This window comes from Kitasatospora sp. NPDC058444 (genome assembly GCF_042721415.1).
Lineage (GTDB): Bacteria > Actinomycetota > Actinomycetes > Streptomycetales > Streptomycetaceae > Kitasatospora.
Map to the genome: position 1 here is coordinate 17,503 of NZ_JBHXLL010000002.1, position 16,348 is coordinate 33,850.

The following is a 16,348-nucleotide window of genomic DNA, read 5'->3' on the forward strand; positions in this document are numbered from 1 at the left end:
TTCCGGCCGGGCGGGTCTCGGGGTTCCGGCCGGGCGGGTCTCGGGGTCGTCCCTGAGGGGCGTCGGTGGCCGCCGTACACCCCCGGGACGACCCGTGCACCTGCGGATACGGCCTTTGGAGTGATGCCGTCGGCCGCTCGGGTGCCTACCGTTGAAGACATGAGCACCACGAACCGCACCCCCCGACCCGGCCCGGCCGGCGCCACCGCCGTCTCCGGGCGTCACCGCAACCCGCTGAGCACCGCCGTCCGCAACGTCGGCATCGCCCTGGACACCGCCGCGCGCGTGATCTTCCTCGGGCGCGACGGTGTCCGGTACTGAACCGTCCTACAGCACGTCGTCCGCGTCGATGATCCGGTACGCGTAGCCCTGCTCGGCCAGGAAGCGCTGCCGGTGGGCGGCGAAGTCCTGGTCCACGGTGTCCCGGGCGACGACCGAGTAGAAGTGCGCCGCGTGGCCGTCCGCCTTGGGGCGCAGCACCCGGCCGAGGCGCTGGGCCTCCTCCTGGCGGGAGCCGAAGGTCCCGGAGACCTGGATGGCCACGGTGGCCTCGGGCAGGTCGATCGAGAAGTTCGCGACCTTGGAGACCACCAGGACGCCGATCTCCTTGTTCCGGAAGGCGTCGAAGAGCTTCTCGCGCTGGGCGTTGCTGGTCTCGCCCTTGATCACCGGGGCGTCCAGGGCCTCGCCGAGCTCGTCCAGCTGGTCGATGTACTGGCCGATGATCAGCGTCTGGTCCTTCTCGTGCTTCTTGACCAGCGCCTCCACCACCCGCCGCTTGGTCGCCGTGGTGGCGCAGAAGCGGTAGCGCTCCTCCGGCTCGGCGGTCGCGTAGGCGAGCCGCTCGGAGTCGGTCAGGGTGACCCGCACCTCGCAGCAGTCGGCGGGCGCGATGTAGCCCTGCGCCTCGATCTCCTTCCACGGCGCGTCGAAGCGCTTGGGGCCGATCAGGCTGAACACGTCGCCCTCGCGGCCGTCCTCGCGCACCAGCGTGGCGGTCAGGCCGAGCCGGCGGCGGGCCTGGAGGTCGGCGGTGAACTTGAACACCGGCGCGGGCAGCAGGTGCACCTCGTCGTAGACGACCAGGCCCCAGTTGCGGGCGTCGAACAGTTCCAGGTGGGCGTAGACGCCCTTCCGCTTGGTCGTCATCACCTGGTAGGTGGCGATGGTGACCGGGCGGATCTCCTTCCTCGTCCCGCTGTACTCGCCGATCTCGTCCTCGGTGAGCGAGGTGCGCTTGACCAGCTCGTGCTTCCACTGGCGGGCCGAGACGGTGTTGGTGACCAGGATCAGCGTGGTCGACTTGGCGTGCGCCATCGCGGCCGCGCCGACCAGCGTCTTGCCGGCGCCGCAGGGCAGCACCACGACGCCGGAGCCGCCGTGCCAGAAACCCTCGACGGCCTGCGCCTGGTACGGGCGCAGCTGCCAGCCGTCCTCCTCCAGGTCGATCGGGTGCGCCTCGCCGTCCACGTACCCGGCGAAGTCCTCGGCGGGCCAGCCGAGTTTGAGCAGGACCTGCTTGATCTGCCCGCGCTCGGAGGGGTGCACCACCACGGTGTCGGGGTCGACCCGGGCGCCGACCAGCGGGACGATCTTCTTGGAGCGCAGCACCTCCTCCAGCACCGGCCGGTCGGTGGTGGTGAGCACCAGTCCGTGGGTCGGGTGCTTGAGCAGCTGGAGGCGTCCGTACCGGCCCATGGTGTCGGCCACGTCCACCAGCAGCGCGTGCGGCACCGGGTAGCGCGAGTACGTCACCAGGGCGTCCACCACCTGCTCGGCGTCGTGCCCGGCGGCCCGCGCGTTCCACAGCCCGAGCGGCGTCACCCGGTACGTGTGCACGTGCTCGGGCGCCCGTTCCAGCTCGGCGAACGGCGCGATGGCGCGCCGACAGTCGGCGGCCCTGGGGTGGTCGATCTCCAGGAGAAGAGTTTTGTCGCTCTGGACGATGAGCGGTCCGTCGTTCACGCGGGGAAGCCCTCCACTGGCTGACAGGGTGGATTGACGCAGACCCTCCAGTGTCGCGCATTCCGCCGGGAACGTGGACGGGCTACTTCCACTCGTACAGGACGGACCTGCCGTTGCCCTGGGGGTCGTTGTCGAACTCGAACAGGCCGACCAGGTCGTTGAGGCGCAGGAACGCGTCGGCGGTGCTCTCGAAGTAGATGCTGCCGCGCCAGCTGACCGCGCCGCCCTCGGTGAAGTGCCCGATGCCGCTGCCGTGCCAGCTGTACGTCTCGCCCTTGTCCGTCATGCCGACGCCCTGGCCCTCGCCGAACAGCGAGCCGTCGGGCCGCAGTTCGGACTCGTAGCTGGCGAACTCCCGGACCTGGTGGCCGAGCAGCCGGCCGGTGCCGGTCATCGAGACCTCCAGCGCGGGACTGCCGACCGTGGGGAGGACCCGTCGGCCGGTTTCCGTGGTGGTGAGCTCCGCTATCCGATCGCCGAGCATGGTGGGTGCCTCCTTGTCGGGAACCCCCTGCTTCCGGACTACGCCGGTGGGGCGGGCCCGTCAATGACTTCGAGTGACCACGGTGCGTGCTCGCTCGTTGGGCTGGCCATGAAGAAGTCGAAGCGTGTTCTCACCGCCCTCGCCCTGATGGGCTCGGCCTTCGCGGCCACCGCCTCCTCGGCCGGTTCGGCCCACGCCCTCGCGGGCATCGGCGAGGGGCCCGGCGGCCTGCTGGCGGCGCCCGGGTTCCTGCTGGCGGACACCGTCACCGGGGGTTCGATGCCGGTCGGGCAGGGGCAGATCGGCAGCCTGGCGGACAAGGCGGTCCAGGACAAGATGAAGGAGGCGCAGCAGGGCCACTGAGGGCCCCGGGCTCACTCGTCGAGTTCCGCGACGCCGGTGATGCGGTGCAGGGCGAAGGTGCGGAGTTCGTCGGCGTGGTGGTCGAAGGCGGTGACGAAGCCGCCTTCGACCTTGACCGGGTCGATGATGCGCTGGCTGGCGATGCCCTCGGCGTTGAGGTAGCCGATCCACATGCGCTCGCCGAGCAGGACGGCCGTCTGCAGGGCGGCGAGGGTCTCGGCGGCGGCGGTGCGGGGGAGCCGGCGCGGGTCGGCGGCGGGCTCGCGGCGGGTGGCGGTGGCCGCGCGGTCGCCGGCCCGGATGGCCTTGATGGCGGCCGCGAGCAGGGTGTCGTCGGGTGCGGGCGGGCCGTCGGGGACGGGCACGGGGGAGGTGCGGGGCGGGGTGCGGTGGCTGTCCGGGCGGGTGATCAGCACGTCTCCCTCGGCGGACTCGGCGGCCGGGGCGTAGCCCATGGTGCGCAGGGTGGCGAGCAGGACGTCCGGGGCGGCCTGGGAGGCGAGGACGGTGGGGGCGAGCAGCCGCAGCCGCAGGTCGGCGGAGCGGCGGTCGGCGAGCACCTCGCCGAGCAGGGCCGGGTCGTCGCAGCGCAGGTAGGAGGAGGCGGCGCCGACCCGCAGGATGCCGTGCCGGCGGGCGACGTCGTCGATCAGGTAGGCGAGCGGCTGCGGGACGGGCGTGCGGCTGTGCTGCTCCAGGAAGGACCGCAGGTCGGTGGCGGTGCGGCCGGCGTCGAGGGCGCGGCGCACCGAGGCCGGGGTGAAGCGGTAGACGGTGGCGCCGCCCTTGGACTCGATGTCGGCGCACAGGGCGAGGGCCTGGGCGAGCGGGGTGAGCAGCGGGCCGGGGGCGATCGCGGTGAGGTCCGGCTGGAGGATCACGTGGTCCAGCGGCTGCGGGAGCAGCGGGGCGAGCACCTCGGCCGGGTCGGACTCGGCGGTGAGCAGGGCGCGGGCGGGGGCGGCCAGGGCGCCGCGGCCGGTGATGCCGAGGAGTTCGGCCTCGTCGAGGGTCCAGGCGGTGAGCTCGTCGCGCAGTTCGCGGCCGTCCGGGCCGGTGGGGCCGCCGCGCAGCGGGCGCTGCCAGCGCAGCGTGGGCAGCAGTTCCTCGGCGGTGGCCGGGGTGCCGGGCGGGAGTTCGGCGAGCAGGGCGAGGGCGGCGCGGCGGACGGACGGGGCGAGGGTGCGGTCGAGTTCGGGGCCGAGGGCGGCGCGGGGTTTGCCGCGGCCGTCCGGGGTGCCGGCGAGGGCGGGGACGCGGGTGGCGGCGAGCCAGGCGGTGGCCAGGACGGACCAGCGCTCGGCGGTGTCCAGGTGCAGCCAGGTGTCGTACCCGGGGGTGGGGGCCCAGCGTTCGTCCACCTCGCCGTCGGGGGCCAGCAGGCCCGCGGTGTAGGCGAGTTCGAGCCAGAAGGCGGTCTGCTGCTCGGTGCTCTCCAGGGCCTGGGCGGTGCGCTTGAGGTCGCGGACGCCGAGGCCGCCGGCGCGCAGGGTCAGCGGCGGGGTGAGGCCCAGGCCGTCCAGCAGCTCCTCGACGGTCTTGACCGCGGTGTGCGCCTGACCGGCCGCGGCGCCGTCCACGGCCTGGGGATCGCGCGGGGCGGCGGCGGGCGCGGGCTCGGGCTGGACCGGTTCGACGGTGCGGTGGGTGCGGCCGCCGCGCAGGTGCAGGGCGAGTTCGCGGGGCAGCACGACGCTGCCGGGGCTGGTGGGCAGCAGCAGGCCGCGGGCGAGCAGCCACTCGACCGGGCTCTGGGCGTCCTCGGCGGTGACCGGGCGGGCGGCGTCCGGGACGGTGCCGGTGGGCGGCCCCCAGACCAGCCGCTCCAGCAGGCGCAGTGCGGCCTCGGGCGCGGTGTCGAGCAGCGCGGCGCAGCGGGCGCGGTCGGTGAGCAGGGCGGTGAGCGCGGCGACGGCGCTGACCGGGTCCGGGGTGGCGGGCTGCCCGGCGGAGGCGAGCAGCTGCTGAAGCCGGGCCGGGGACATGCCGAGGGTGGCGTCGGCCAAGGTGGGGCCGAGGCCGGTGCGGCCCGGGTTGGTGGCCGTCGGGGCGAGCGCCTCGCGCACGGCGAGGACCAGCCGCAGCCCGTTGTCGGGGCCCCAGAGCAGCGCCCGGTCGCGCAGGGTGGTGATCGCGCGGGGCAGGGCGGTGGCGACGGCGGAGCGGTCGGCCGGGGTGAGCGGGGTTGCGCCGGGGTGCGGCCTGACCTTCGCCGGGCCGGTCAGCAGGGTGCGGACGGTGCTCAGCGAGGTGCCGTCCGGGGAGGTGGCCAGCGCCTCGGCGACCTGGAGGGTGAAGCGGTCGAGCCGCTCCAGGGCGCGCAGCGCGGAGGCGCGCGAGGAGAGCCGGGCGGACAGCTGGGTGAGGTCGCCGGGGACGGGGTTCAGCAGGTCGGGGCGGGAGCGGAGCAGGGCGGCGAGCGCGTCGTCGGGACGGGCGCGCAGCTCCTCGGCGAGGGTGCGCGGGCCGGTGGCGGACCTGCCCCGGCGTTGAGGGCCCTGCTGTGTGGTCATTCGACCTAGGTTAGTCGGGCGCGGGGACGACGGGGTGTCCCTCGTCCCGTCGCACCTCCGGCGCATCGCGGACCCGCGGATGGACTCGCGCGGGCGGGGGCGGGGTGGGTAGCGTCACGCCGAGGGCGGTTCGGTGGGCGGCCGGTACGGGCGAGGCGGGGTGGTCGGTGATGACGGACGGCGAGTGGTGGCGCAAGAGCGGGCCGTGGAGCGAGCGCCCGGGCGGCGGCCCGGAGGCCGACGCGGACTCCGGCTCCGGCGGCGCCGCGCGGGCTCCGTCCGCCCCGGGGCCCGTCCCGGACTTCGACCCCGTCCCCGTCCCCGACCCCGACCCCGACAGCGTGTACGACCCGCCGGCGCCGAGCGCGGCCGGCATCCCGTCCGTACCCCTGCACCTGCCGGAGAACGCCCTCGAGGAGCGGGTGGACGCGCCCCCGCCGACGACGGTGTCGAGCACCGGCCCGTGGACGATGACGCTCTTCGACTTCTCGGACGGGCCGCGGCCCGCGCCGAAGCCGATCCCCGAGCAGCGCACCGGGGAGGAGGCCGAGGCGGCGCCGGAGCCGGCGGCGCCCACCCCCGCGGACCTGGGGAAGAAGCCGCGCAGGGGCTTGTTCAAGGCGGCCCCCGCCGCTCCGCCCGCGCCGCCCGAGGCCCCGGCGGGGAAGGGCGCGGGCAAGGGGAGGGCCGCCGGGAAGGGGAAGACCGCCGGCAAGGGGAAGGGGAAGAGCAAGGGCAAGGAGGCGGAGAAGGGCGCGCCCGCCCGTAAGCCCTCTCCCCTGCTCCTGCTCTCCTGTGCCCTGCTGGTCGGCGGGGCGGTCTCCGGCTTCCTCCCGGCCATGCTGGCCGGCTGGGGACTCGGCTACCTGTCGCGCCAACTCTCCGACCTCGCAAGGAAGTTCGTGATCCTCGGCATCCCGCTGGTCACGATGAGCGCGACCACCCTCTACTCCATGCGGCAGGCCAAGCAGGCCGGGGGGCAGGGCGGCGGCCTCCAGTCGGGCTCGCCGCTGGGCCAGATCAGCTGGTCGTCGGCCCCGAACGTGCTGCGGCTGGCCGCGGTGCTGTCGGCGGTGGTCCTGCTGCTGCTCGCCATGCGCCGCCGCCCGCCGAAGCAGGGCTGAGCCGGGGCCGACGCCGGCCTCGGCGGCGTGCGGTCCGCGCGGTGACCGGGTCAGTCGTCGGCGAGGTGGACGAGGTGGCGGAAGGTCGCCGGGTCGCCGAGGTGGCCGACGATCCACCGGGCGACGGTGGCGCGGGTGGCGGTGCCGGCGCGGGGAAGCGGCCGGTCGTACGAGACCTGCGGGCCCGCGGACGGCGGTCCGTCCTTGAGCATCGGCACCCGGACGACCGTCCAGGCGGTGTCGGAGCCGGCGAGTACCGCCTCCATCCGGGCGAGGTCGTGGTGGATCTCCCGGTACAGCCGGTCGACCACCAGCCTGCTCACCACCCGCTGGGCGAACGGGAGCCGGCTGGTGTCCAGGCCGGCCGAGCTCATCGTCACCAGGTGCCGGACGCCGCCGGCCCGTACCGCCGCGGTCAGCTCGCGGGCACCGTCGGAGAAGACGGTGGTGGCCCCGCGGCCGGCACTGCCGAGGGTGGCGACGACGGCGTCCTGGCCGTTCAGCGGGCCGTGCAGGGAGCCGGGTTCGCTGACGTCGGCCCGCGCGGTGAGCGCGGTGCCGTGCGCGTGGGCCGGTAGCCGGGCGGGGTCACGGGCGACGGCGGTGACGGTGTGCCCGGCCGCCAGCGCGAGGTCGACCACCAGGCGGCCGGTGCGTCCGGTGGCGCCCACGACTGCGATCTTCATCGGTTCCTCCTGGGGATTCCCGTTGGCGCGGGGGCTGGCTTGCGGTGCTTGTGATGCTTGCCATTCATTCAGACGGACTGTATGAATGAAATCAAGTGAACCACAGCACACCGCGAGTGCAAGCCCAAAGGAGCGATGGGACATGGGAGTTCGACAGGCTCGGTACCCCGATCTGGACGGCCGGGTGGTCGTGATCGCCGGCGGCAGCCGTGGCATCGGCGCGGAGACCGCCCGGGCCTTCGCCCGACAGGGCGCGGCCGTCGCCGTCCTCGGCCGCGACGAGGCGGCGCTGACGGCGGTGGCCGGGGAACTGCGGGCGGAGGGCGCCCGGGCATTCGGGCTGGTCGCCGACTGCACGGACGCGACGGCGCTCGGCTCCGCCGCCGCCCGGATCGAGCAGGACCTCGGCCCGGTCGACGTCCTGGCCGCCTTCGCCGGCGGCGACGGCTACCCGGTGCCGACCGTCCGCGAGACCGAGGAGCACTGGCGGGCCGTGCTGGACGGCAACCTCACCGCCACCTTCCTCACCGTCCAGGCCTTCCTGCCCGGCCTGCTGGAGCGCGGCAGCGGGTCGATCGTCACGATGGCCTCCACGGCGGGCCGGCTGCCCAGCGGCGCCTCCGCCGCGTACGCCACGGCCAAGGCGGGCGTGCTGATGTTCACCCGGCACCTCGCCCTGGAGGTCGCCGGCGAGGGCGTGCGGGTCAACGCCATCGCGCCGGGTGCCGTCCGCACCGAGCGGACCGCCGAGCGGATGCCGCCCGAGGTGCAGGCCTCGGTCGCCGCCGCGCACCCGCTGGGCCGCCTCGGCGAGCCGGTGGACGTCGCCTCGGCCGCGCTCTTCCTGGGCTCCGACGCGTCTTCCTGGATCACCGGGCAGACCCTGGATGTCAGCGGCGGGCGGATCATGCTCTGAGCGGTGGGGCCGCCCGGTGGGCTTCGGGGTGGCCCCTCGCGGGCTCGGGGGCGGCCCCTCGGAGGCTCCGGGGGCCCGGCGGGCTCACGGGCGGCCCGGCCCGGGCGGACCGATCGGCGATACTGCCAGTTCACGCGGACGAGCGGAACGAGTGGAGGCGAGCGGGATGAGCCCCCGGTCCTACCGGATGGGACAGCGGCAGGCGGAGGTCGACGAGACCCGCGCCCGGATCGTCGCGGCCGCCCGTGCGCACCTGGCCGAGACCGGCGGGGTCTCGCTGGACGCCGTCGCCCGCCGCGCGGACGTCGCCCGGGCGACCGTCTACTACCAGTTCGGCTCCAAGGCGGGCCTGCTGGAGGCGGTCTGCGACGCCCTCGCCGCCCAGGGCGGGATGGCCGGGCTCGCCGAGGCCTTCACCCTGGCCGACCCCTGGGCGGCGGTGGACCGTTTCGTCGAGGTGATGGGCGGCTTCTGGGCGGTCGACCGGGTCTGCACCCGTCGGCTGCGGGCCCTCGCCGCGCTCGACGACGAGGTGGGCCGGGTCATCGCCGACCGCGACGCCCGCCGCCGCGAGGGCGCCGCCGTCCTGACCGGTCGCCTGCCCGCCGCCCCGCCGGACGCGGCGAGCCTGCTCTTCGTCCTCACCGCCTTCGAGACCTACGACGCGCTGGCGGCGGAGGCGGCTGCCCCGGACGGGGGAGGCGATCTGACCGTCGCCACCCCGGCCGTCACCCGCCTGGTCCGCGCCGCCCTCGGCGGGGCGGCGGAGCGGCCGTAGCGGACGGCGGACCGCCCGCGCTCCGAGGCGTCGAGGGCAGCGAGGCGTAGCCGCACCGGCGCCGGCGGGGGCCCGGTGGAGCGGGCGGCCGGTCAGCCGGCCCGCCGCGCGGCCATCCCGAGGATGCCGGCGGTCACCGCCGCCGGGTCGTCGGTGGGCAGCGAGTGCCCCGCGCCGGGGACGATCTCGACCCGGGCGGCGGGCACCAGCCGGTGCACGCGCTCGGCGACGGCCCGGGAGTCGTGCAGGGCGCTGCGCTCGCCGAGGAGGAAGAGGGCGGGGGCGGTGAGGCGGCCGAGTTCCTCGTCGGTGAGGGTGGTGGCCGGGGGCAGTCGGCGGCGGAAGCCCGTCGAGGCGCGGACCAGGGCCATCAGTTCGGTCTCCAGGACGGCGCTGTTGCCGACCAGCCGGGCCAGCCGGGGGCGCAGCGGGCGCGGGGCCAGGGCGGCGAGACCGCCGAGGATGATCCAGGTGTAGAAGCGGCGGCCGGGATCGGCCAGGCCCGCCGTGTCGACCAGGGTGAGCCCGGTGGTCCGGCCGGGGTGGTGGATCTGGTGGTTGAGGGCGATCCAGCCGCCGTAGGAGCAGCCGACCAGGTGGGCGGCGGGCAGGTCGAGGGCGGTGAGCAGTTCCTCCAGCCAGGCGGCGGCGTCGCGGCCGTCCGCGACGGGGGCGCTCTGCACGCTGGCGCCCGGTTCGCCGACGGTGTCCACGGCGATCACGGGGTGCCGCGCGGCGAGGGCGTCGAGGTGGGCGTGCCACATCAGCGCGTTGCCTCCGGAGCCGGGCAGCAGCACGATCGGCCGTCCTTCGGCGGGGCCCGTGCGGTAGACGCGGGTGGTGCCGTAGCCGGTGGGGACGTCGAGCGGCGTCCACGGCCGGGGCCCGAGTTCGGTCAGCGCGCGCTCGTAGGCGGTGCGGAAGCGGGCTTCGGCCTTGCCGTTCCTGAACTCGCTGATTCGCATGGTACATGTGTATCACATGCATGATACGGGTGTACCAAGAGGACGGGTCGAACGTACGGAGGCCGGAACATGACCGCGAAGGTCGACCACGAGGAACGCCGCCGGCAGATCGCCGAGGCCCTGCTGCGCATCGCCGACACCCAGGGCCTGCAGTCCGCCAGCATGCGGGCGGTCGCGACCGAGGCCGGCGTCTCCCTGCGGCTCGTGCAGTACTACTTCACGACCAAGGAGGGGCTGCTGCTGGACGCCCTGGCCAGGCTCGGCACCCAGCTCCAGGCCCGGATGGAGCGGTGGATCGGCCCGGCGCGCGCCCCCCGGGAGGTGGTGACGGCGATCCTGTCCTGCATCCTGCCGACGGACGCCGAGAGCCGCCGGATCACCAGGACGTACGCGGCGTACTACACCTTGGTGCTCGGCGACCCCGAGGTGCTGGCGAAGCAGGCCGCGCAGCCGCCGGTCGTGCTGGAGGGCTTCCTCGCCAAGCAGCTCCGCGCGGCGCAGCAGGCCGGGGAGATCGGGCCGGAGCGGGACGTCGACGCGGTCGCGGCCGGGCTGCTGGCGATGGTCAACGGGCTCGGCTCCAGCGTCCTGGGCGGTCAGCGCACCGGCGAGCAGGCGCTCGCGGTCCTCGCGTACCACCTGGACGAGCTGTTCGGGCGCCCGGAAGCGGGCTGACGGCCCACCCGGCGGCCGACTCGGCGGGCCACCGGCGGGCCGTCGCGGCGGACCACCGGCGGGTCGGCACCCCTCGCGGCAGGGGGGTTAACACCCGTACGGGACGGGTGCTTTCCCCGTTCTGCGGCAGGCCGGCCGCCAGCAGACTCGGGGCATGCCCGCGCAGCCCGTGATGACGACCGAAGCGCCCGAAGCCCCCTTCCCCCGGCCGGGGAGCGGTGGCAGCGACTTCGCCCAGTTGACCCGCCGGATAGCCGCCGAGGGCCTGCTCGACCGGCGCCCCGGCTACTACGCCGCCCGTGCGGGCCTGGTGCTCGCCGCCTTCCTCGGCGGCTGGTACGCCCTGTTCGCGCTGGGCGACACCTGGTGGCAGCTCGGTCTGGCGGCGGCGATGTCCGTCGTCTTCGCCCAGATCGGCCTGCTCTCCCACGACCTGGCGCACCGGCAGGTCTTCGACCGGCGGGTGCCCAGCGAGATCGGCGGCCGGATCGCCGCCAACCTGCTGATGGGCATGAGCTACGGCTGGTGGATGAACAAGCACACCCGCCACCACGCCAACCCGAACCACGAGGAGCGGGACCCGGACGTCGCCCCCGAACTCCTGGTGTGGTCCAAGCGGCAGGCCCGGCAGGCGAGCGGCCTCGCCCGGTTCATCGGCCGCCGGCAGGCGTACCTGTTCCTCCCGCTGCTCCTGCTGGAGGGCCTCAACCTCAGCTTCAACAGCTTCCGCGCGCTGCGCAGCCCCGTCATGAAGCGCCCGGTGCTGGAGGGCGTGCTGCTGGTGGTCCACTTCGTCGGCTACTTCGGCCTGGTGTTCGCCGCGCTCCCGGCCGGCAAGGCGGTCGCCTTCCTCGCCGTCCACCAGGCGCTGCTCGGTGTCTACCTGGGCTGCGTCTTCGCCCCGAACCACAAGGGCATGCTGATGGTGACGCCCGGGATGAAGCTCGACTTCCTGCGCCGCCAGGTGCTCACCTCGCGCAACGTGCGCGGCGGGGTGGTCGTCGACGCGGTGATGGGCGGCCTCAACTACCAGGTGGAGCACCACCTGTTCCCCAGCATGCCGACCCCGGCGCTCGGCCGCGCCGCCCGGATCACCCGGGAGTTCTGCGCCGAGAAGGGCGTCCCCTACTGCGAGGTGGGCCTGTTCCGCTCCTACCGGGAGATCTTCGCCCACCTGCACCGGGCGGGCGAGCCGATCCGCTCCGGCGGGTGAGCGTCACATCCGCCCGCCGGGATCCGTCGGTGGAGCGGCAGGACACCACCGACGGTACGGAGGAACAGCCCGATGCTGAAGAACATCATGTACGTGACGGTCTACGTGACCGACCAGGACCGCGCCCTCGGGTTCTACGTCGACGGGCTCGGCCTGGAGAAGCGGATCGACCACCCGGGCCCGGACGGGCGGTTCCTCACCGTGGCCGTCCCGGGCAGTGCGCTGGAGATCGTCCTGTGGCCGCACCCGGCCTCGGCCGGACTGGCGGCCGGGTGGCAGCCCGGAGCGGGCGTGCCCGGGCCGGTCTTCCTCGAATTCGACGACCTGCGGGCGGACTTCGAGCTGCTGCGCGAGCGCGGCGTGACGTTCGACCAGCCGGAGCCGGAGGACTACGGCTTCGGCATCCGGATCGAGGCGGTCGACCCGGACGGGAACCGGATCGCGCTGCGCCAGCGGGCCGCCTGGCAGGTCGACGGTAAGGCCTGAACGCCGGTGGCCCGTACGGGAGGTCGGATCCGCCGGCGTCCCGTACGGGCCCGCCGTACGGCGGCACCGACCGTCCGGATCCGCGTTCGCGCCCGTACGATGCCCGGACGGAGTGGGCGGAGGCCGGAGGTGGGTGTGGTTCGGTTCTGGCTGCGATGGGCGATGATCGCGGTCCTGGGTGTGGCGGTCGTGTTCGGCAGCTGGGCGGGGTGGCGGCTCTACCGCGACACGGCCATCCCCGCCCCGCCGGACGTCCAGGGGCTGGCGCACGACCCGGCGACCGGGGAGGCCCGCCGGGCGGCCGAGGAGCGGATGGCCGGCCGGGTCGACCGGCTGCCCGAACTGCTGCCCTGGACCCAGGGCTTGGGGAGGTCGACGGTCGACGTCTGCCGCACGGACTACCGCGGTGACCTGTGGATCCGGGGCAAGTGGCTGCCGGTGGCCTGCGAGCGGACGGTGAACGTCTACCTGGCCTTCGACGGCGGCGACGTCCGCTCCCGGCTGGCCGATCTGGACCGGTACCTGGACGAACAGGGCTGGCGGAGTTCGCAGCGGTGGCCGGGCCTGGTGGCGGCCGACGAGTACGCCCACCAGCCGCCCGACGACGCGACCCCGGAGGAGGTCGCGGAGGCGGCGGCCAGGCCGATCTCCCCGTCCGTGGAGTTCGAGCCGGCGACGGGCGGCGAGGCGGTCCGGACGGAACTGGCCGTGAACGTCGCCCTGCTGCCGGGCTCCGAACTCCTGACCTTCGGCGAGGACCACTGGTACGAGGAGTACGGCGGCCGGCGCTACCGGAACGACGAGGGGCAGCGGTCCGAGTACCTGACCTGGCAGCCGGTGCGCCCGGGCGAGGTCACCAAGCCGGCCGAGGGCCGGTACGTGGCGGTGCTCTGCTTCACGACCAGGTACGCGCAGGGGCAGGGCGGGTAGGGCGGCGGCGGCTCAACCCTCGTGCGGATCGGGCCGGTTGGGCCTCGGGGCGGTCGGGCGGTCGGGCCTCGGCCCGGTCGGGCCTCAGGCCTTGCGCTCGAAGCCGGCCAGCAGGCCGCGCGGGTCGAAGGTGACCCGGATCCGGGCGATCCTCCCGTCCTCGACGTGCATCCAGTTCGCCGTGGGCGCCGGCGGGGCGATGCTCGTGCACAGCTCGAACCAGGTGATCACCTCGTCGCCCTCGGCCACCCGGACCTTCACGTCGATCTTCTCCAGCACCTGTCCGAGCCCCTTCAGTCCGGCCAGCGCCTCCTCCACTCCGGAGGCCGTCCCCAGTGCGCCGACGAAGTCGACGTCCTCGGCCAGCAGTCCCCGGACGGTCTCGAAGTCGCCCGCCTCCCAGGCGGTGAAGTAGGTCTCGGCAAGCTCACGCGCGGTCTTCGTCGTCGTCATGCCTCCATCCTCCGGCCGCCGCAGCCATCCGTCCAACGGATGAATCAGATGGATCCCATCTCTGCTGATGATGGAAGAAGGGTGCGCTGCGTGATCGGCGGGCCGTCGCCATCACGCTGAGTGAAAGTCAGCTGAAGTGGTTTCGGGCTGTCCGGGCCGGTAAGGCGCCCATCGCTGGAACGTGAAGGAGGCGTGAATCGTGATCACTGAACAGCAGGCCCGTTCCATGCTGCACCAGCCCGTCCACGACGCCCGGGGCAACCGGATCGGCAAGGCGGACCACATGTTCCTCGACGACGTCACCGGCAAGCCGGAGTGGGTCAGCGTCAAGACCGGATGGTTCGGGGCGAGCGAGTCGTTCGTGCCGATCCGGGACGCCCGGGTCGTCGGCGAGCACTTGGAGGTGCCGTACCTCAAGGAGAAGGTCAAGGACGCGCCGCTGGTGGACGTGGACCGTGGCGGGCACCTCTCCGAGCGGGAGGAACACCGGCTCTACCAGTACTACGGCATCGGGAACGGGGGCCGGAAGCAGGCCGCCGCCGGGGCCGCAGCCGGGACCGCCGCCACGGCGAGCCGTACCGCCACGACCGGCCGCATCGGTGCGACCGGCACGACCGGTGCCGCCGCCGTGACCGGCGCCGCCGTGACCGGCCGGGCCGGCGCGACGCCGACCGCCGCCACGCGCGCCGGCGCGGCTCCGGGTGCCGCCTCCGCCACCGGGCGGACCGGTGTCCACCCGGGCAAGGACGGTGCGATGACCCGTTCCGAGGAGCGGCTGCGCGTCGGCGTCGAGCGGTACGAAGCCGGCCACGCGAAGCTGCGCAAGTACGTCGTCACCGAGGAGGAACGGCAGACCGTGCCGGTGCGGCACGAGGAGGTCCACATCGAGCACGAACCCATCACCGCGGCCGACCGGGGTGCCGCGATGTCCGGCGAGTCCATCGCGGAGGCCGAGTACGAGGTCACCCTGCACGCGGAGCGGCCGGTCGTGCGCACCGAGGCCGTCCCGGTCGAGCGCGTACGGCTGGTGACCGAGGAACGCGTCGAGGAGCAGACCGTCACCGGCCGGGTGCGCAAGGAGCGCATCGAGGCCGAGCTGCCCGACGGGGGGACGGCGCGGATGCCCGGCAAGGAGATCCGGGGCAAGGACCAGCGCCGCTGACGTCCGCCGGTGACGTCCGCCGGGCCGTGATCGCTCCGCGCGGCCGCGGCCCGGGTGTCCGCCGACAGGGGTGCCCGCCGGCGGTGTCCGCCGACCCGCTCGGCCGATCGGTCGAGCGGATGGCGCACCCGGTCGAATATCGTCACCGGTCATGGAGATGCACCAGCTGCGCTACTTCGCCGCCGTGGTCGACGAGGGCACCTTCACCGCCGCCGCTGCCCGGCTGCACGTGAGCCAGTCCGGCATCAGTACCCAAGTGGCCAAGCTGGAGCGTGAACTGGGCCAGCAGCTGCTCGACCGGGCCGGCCGGCAGGTGCGCCTCACCCCGGTGGGCGAGGCGGTCCTCCCGCTGGCGAAGAACGCCCTGGCCACCCTCGACGCCATCCGGCACACCGCCGCCGAGTTCGCCGACGCCGTCCGCGGCCGGGTCCGGCTCGGCATGATCACGGGCTGCTCGATCCCGCCGTTCCTGGACGCCGTCGCCGATCTCGGCCGCAGCCACCCCGGCATCGAACTCAGCCTGCACGAGGGGCACTCCGAGGACCTCCAGGCGCAGGTCCTGGCCGGCTCGCTCGACCTGGCCCTGATCGGCTACGCGGGCGAGGTCTCCCCGGGCCTGGAGGTCACCGTCGCCGTCGACGAGCCGATCGCGGCCGTCGTCCCCGTCGGGCACCCGCTGGACCGGGCGCGGCTGCGACTCGCGGACCTGCGGGGCGAGAAGATCCTCGGTCTCTCCCGGGGTACCGGCATCCGCGCCGCCTACCAGGACTCCTGCCGGCGGCTCGGCCTGGACCCGCGGGTGGACATCGAGGCCAGCTCCCCGGTCGCCCTGCTCCGGCTCGCCGAGCGCGGCGCCGGCGTGGCCGTCCTCAGCGCCTCCTCCGCCGCGGGCGCCGGGCTGCGGGCCGTCCCGCTGGCCGACGCCGCCACCCGCGCCCGGCTCGGCCTGGTCGCCCGCGGCGACCTACCGTCCCCGGCGGTACGGCTGTTGCGGGCGAGGCTCGCCGCCGCACTGCGGTCGGACTGACCGCCGGGCGCGCGGGTCGCTCGCCCGGCACCGGACGCGGGTCGTCCGCCCGGCACCGAGCCCGGGTGCGGGTTCGGCTCAGCCGGCCGCGGCGGGCCGGGGGGCGGGTGCGGGCGCGGGGGCGGCGACGGGCTGCGCGGCGGGGGCGAAGACCTGGGTGGCGGCCGGGGCCGCGACCTGGGTGGCCGCCGGGGCGAAGACCTGGGTGGCGGCGGGCTGCGCCGGTACGGCGGCCTGGTCGGCACCGGCCACGCGGTACACGGTGACGGCGGGTGTGGGCACCGAGGCGGGGGCGGCGGTCGCGGCGCCCGCCACGCCGACCGCGACGCCGGTGAGGACGCACGCCATCAGTGCGGCGGCCCCCGCGGCGGAGGCGAGCCGGCTCCGGGTGGTCGCGGTCGACGGACGGTCCACCGGGCGCTGGTACATCCTGTTCATCGCACACCAGTCCAATCGGGCAGGTCCGTGCGGCACCGCACGACGGCCGTGTGGCGCCGGAGTTCAGTGGGACTGGAGCGACCCTAGCCCGCGGCCGGAACGATCGGGCCCGGAACATCATGGTCATGCCATGAACTTGGCCGGAAACCTCCGTGCCACCCGGCCGCCCG

At 74.7% G+C, this 16,348-nt stretch carries 18 protein-coding genes; 11 read left to right on the forward strand and 7 right to left on the reverse strand.

From position 1 onward, the window contains the following. The first annotated feature begins 159 nt into the window (after positions 1-159). Positions 160-321, forward strand: coding sequence for a hypothetical protein (locus ACFWP2_RS02660; RefSeq protein WP_380447564.1), 162 nt, complete (start codon positions 160-162; stop codon positions 319-321). Between the two features lie 6 nt (positions 322-327). Here ACFWP2_RS02660 and ACFWP2_RS02665 read toward each other — a convergent pair whose 3' ends face one another. Together ACFWP2_RS02665 and ACFWP2_RS02670 are read right to left on the reverse strand one after the other, a co-directional pair. Next, positions 328-1,965: a DNA repair helicase XPB gene (locus tag ACFWP2_RS02665; RefSeq protein ID WP_380447566.1), complete on the reverse strand. Its 1,638-nt coding sequence runs from the start codon at positions 1,963-1,965 to the stop codon at positions 328-330. 82 nt (positions 1,966-2,047) lie between these two features. Next, positions 2,048-2,449: a hypothetical protein gene (locus ACFWP2_RS02670; protein ID WP_380447568.1), complete on the reverse strand. Its 402-nt coding sequence runs from the start codon at positions 2,447-2,449 to the stop codon at positions 2,048-2,050. Between the two features lie 108 nt (positions 2,450-2,557). Between ACFWP2_RS02670 and ACFWP2_RS02675 the strand changes: the two genes are divergently transcribed. Beyond that, positions 2,558-2,812, forward strand: a complete 255-nt coding sequence (locus ACFWP2_RS02675) for a hypothetical protein (protein ID WP_049652328.1) — start codon at positions 2,558-2,560, stop codon at positions 2,810-2,812. 11 nt (positions 2,813-2,823) lie between these two features. Here the strand turns inward: ACFWP2_RS02675 and ACFWP2_RS02680 are convergent, their stop codons facing one another. Beyond that, the gene (locus ACFWP2_RS02680; protein WP_380447570.1) at positions 2,824-5,325 is read right to left on the reverse strand and encodes a helicase-associated domain-containing protein; all 2,502 of its coding nucleotides are present in this window, start codon (positions 5,323-5,325) and stop codon (positions 2,824-2,826) included. A 170-nt stretch (positions 5,326-5,495) separates the two neighbouring features. Here ACFWP2_RS02680 and ACFWP2_RS02685 point away from each other — a divergent pair, with 170 nt between their 5' ends. After that, complete coding sequence (locus ACFWP2_RS02685) at positions 5,496-6,449, forward strand: hypothetical protein (RefSeq protein ID WP_380447572.1); 954 nt, start codon at positions 5,496-5,498, stop codon at positions 6,447-6,449. A 50-nt stretch (positions 6,450-6,499) separates the two neighbouring features. On the opposite strand, the gene ACFWP2_RS02690 is transcribed toward ACFWP2_RS02685, so the two are convergent. Then, positions 6,500-7,135: an NAD(P)-dependent oxidoreductase gene (locus ACFWP2_RS02690; protein ID WP_380447574.1), complete on the reverse strand. Its 636-nt coding sequence runs from the start codon at positions 7,133-7,135 to the stop codon at positions 6,500-6,502. Between the two features lie 142 nt (positions 7,136-7,277). On the opposite strand from ACFWP2_RS02690, the gene ACFWP2_RS02695 reads away from it, so the two are divergent. Beyond that, positions 7,278-8,051: an SDR family NAD(P)-dependent oxidoreductase gene (locus ACFWP2_RS02695; protein ID WP_380447576.1), complete on the forward strand. Its 774-nt coding sequence runs from the start codon at positions 7,278-7,280 to the stop codon at positions 8,049-8,051. A 166-nt stretch (positions 8,052-8,217) separates the two neighbouring features. Beyond that, the gene (locus tag ACFWP2_RS02700; RefSeq protein WP_380447578.1) at positions 8,218-8,829 is read left to right on the forward strand and encodes a TetR/AcrR family transcriptional regulator; all 612 of its coding nucleotides are present in this window, start codon (positions 8,218-8,220) and stop codon (positions 8,827-8,829) included. A gap of 92 nt (positions 8,830-8,921) precedes the next feature. On the opposite strand, the gene ACFWP2_RS02705 is transcribed toward ACFWP2_RS02700, so the two are convergent. Then, entirely contained in the window at positions 8,922-9,794 is an 873-nt protein-coding gene (locus ACFWP2_RS02705; RefSeq protein WP_380447580.1) for an alpha/beta fold hydrolase, read from the reverse strand. A 69-nt stretch (positions 9,795-9,863) separates the two neighbouring features. On the opposite strand from ACFWP2_RS02705, the gene ACFWP2_RS02710 reads away from it, so the two are divergent. The 4 genes from ACFWP2_RS02710 (at position 9,864) to ACFWP2_RS02725 (ending at position 13,098) form a co-directional block, all read left to right on the forward strand. Then, complete coding sequence (locus ACFWP2_RS02710) at positions 9,864-10,469, forward strand: TetR/AcrR family transcriptional regulator (protein WP_380447582.1); 606 nt, start codon at positions 9,864-9,866, stop codon at positions 10,467-10,469. A 172-nt stretch (positions 10,470-10,641) separates the two neighbouring features. Further along, positions 10,642-11,682, forward strand: coding sequence for a fatty acid desaturase family protein (locus tag ACFWP2_RS02715; protein WP_380448185.1), 1,041 nt, complete (start codon positions 10,642-10,644; stop codon positions 11,680-11,682). A gap of 72 nt (positions 11,683-11,754) precedes the next feature. Next, positions 11,755-12,168, forward strand: a complete 414-nt coding sequence (locus ACFWP2_RS02720) for a VOC family protein (protein WP_380447584.1) — start codon at positions 11,755-11,757, stop codon at positions 12,166-12,168. Between the two features lie 129 nt (positions 12,169-12,297). Beyond that, positions 12,298-13,098 (forward strand): hypothetical protein, encoded by an 801-nt coding sequence (locus ACFWP2_RS02725; protein ID WP_380447586.1) that lies wholly within the window; start codon positions 12,298-12,300, stop codon positions 13,096-13,098. Positions 13,099-13,182: 84 nt separating this feature from the next. Here ACFWP2_RS02725 and ACFWP2_RS02730 read toward each other — a convergent pair whose 3' ends face one another. Beyond that, complete coding sequence (locus ACFWP2_RS02730; RefSeq protein WP_360348212.1) at positions 13,183-13,551, reverse strand: nuclear transport factor 2 family protein; 369 nt, start codon at positions 13,549-13,551, stop codon at positions 13,183-13,185. A gap of 199 nt (positions 13,552-13,750) precedes the next feature. On the opposite strand from ACFWP2_RS02730, the gene ACFWP2_RS02735 reads away from it, so the two are divergent. Further along, positions 13,751-14,713: a PRC and DUF2382 domain-containing protein gene (locus ACFWP2_RS02735; RefSeq protein ID WP_380447589.1), complete on the forward strand. Its 963-nt coding sequence runs from the start codon at positions 13,751-13,753 to the stop codon at positions 14,711-14,713. Between the two features lie 151 nt (positions 14,714-14,864). Beyond that, positions 14,865-15,740, forward strand: a complete 876-nt coding sequence (locus ACFWP2_RS02740; RefSeq protein ID WP_380447591.1) for a LysR family transcriptional regulator — start codon at positions 14,865-14,867, stop codon at positions 15,738-15,740. A 78-nt stretch (positions 15,741-15,818) separates the two neighbouring features. Here the strand turns inward: ACFWP2_RS02740 and ACFWP2_RS02745 are convergent, their stop codons facing one another. Then, complete coding sequence (locus ACFWP2_RS02745) at positions 15,819-16,178, reverse strand: hypothetical protein (protein ID WP_380447593.1); 360 nt, start codon at positions 16,176-16,178, stop codon at positions 15,819-15,821. Positions 16,179-16,348: the final 170 nt, after the last annotated feature.

Coding starts and splice junctions, on each gene's coding strand:
- ACFWP2_RS02740 (WP_380447591.1), top strand. CDS start 14,865: ATGGAGATGCACCAGCTGCGCTACTTCGCCGCCGTGGTCGACGAGGGC.
- ACFWP2_RS02720 (WP_380447584.1), top strand. CDS start 11,755: ATGCTGAAGAACATCATGTACGTGACGGTCTACGTGACCGACCAGGAC.
- ACFWP2_RS02675 (WP_049652328.1), top strand. CDS start 2,558: ATGAAGAAGTCGAAGCGTGTTCTCACCGCCCTCGCCCTGATGGGCTCG.
- ACFWP2_RS02705 (WP_380447580.1), bottom strand. CDS start 9,794: ATGCGAATCAGCGAGTTCAGGAACGGCAAGGCCGAAGCCCGCTTCCGC.
- ACFWP2_RS02710 (WP_380447582.1), top strand. CDS start 9,864: ATGACCGCGAAGGTCGACCACGAGGAACGCCGCCGGCAGATCGCCGAG.
- ACFWP2_RS02695 (WP_380447576.1), top strand. CDS start 7,278: ATGGGAGTTCGACAGGCTCGGTACCCCGATCTGGACGGCCGGGTGGTC.
- ACFWP2_RS02685 (WP_380447572.1), top strand. CDS start 5,496: ATGACGGACGGCGAGTGGTGGCGCAAGAGCGGGCCGTGGAGCGAGCGC.
- ACFWP2_RS02680 (WP_380447570.1), bottom strand. CDS start 5,325: ATGACCACACAGCAGGGCCCTCAACGCCGGGGCAGGTCCGCCACCGGC.
- ACFWP2_RS02715 (WP_380448185.1), top strand. CDS start 10,642: ATGACGACCGAAGCGCCCGAAGCCCCCTTCCCCCGGCCGGGGAGCGGT.
- ACFWP2_RS02730 (WP_360348212.1), bottom strand. CDS start 13,551: ATGACGACGACGAAGACCGCGCGTGAGCTTGCCGAGACCTACTTCACC.
- ACFWP2_RS02700 (WP_380447578.1), top strand. CDS start 8,218: ATGAGCCCCCGGTCCTACCGGATGGGACAGCGGCAGGCGGAGGTCGAC.
- ACFWP2_RS02660 (WP_380447564.1), top strand. CDS start 160: ATGAGCACCACGAACCGCACCCCCCGACCCGGCCCGGCCGGCGCCACC.
- ACFWP2_RS02670 (WP_380447568.1), bottom strand. CDS start 2,449: ATGCTCGGCGATCGGATAGCGGAGCTCACCACCACGGAAACCGGCCGA.
- ACFWP2_RS02745 (WP_380447593.1), bottom strand. CDS start 16,178: ATGAACAGGATGTACCAGCGCCCGGTGGACCGTCCGTCGACCGCGACC.
- ACFWP2_RS02690 (WP_380447574.1), bottom strand. CDS start 7,135: ATGAAGATCGCAGTCGTGGGCGCCACCGGACGCACCGGCCGCCTGGTG.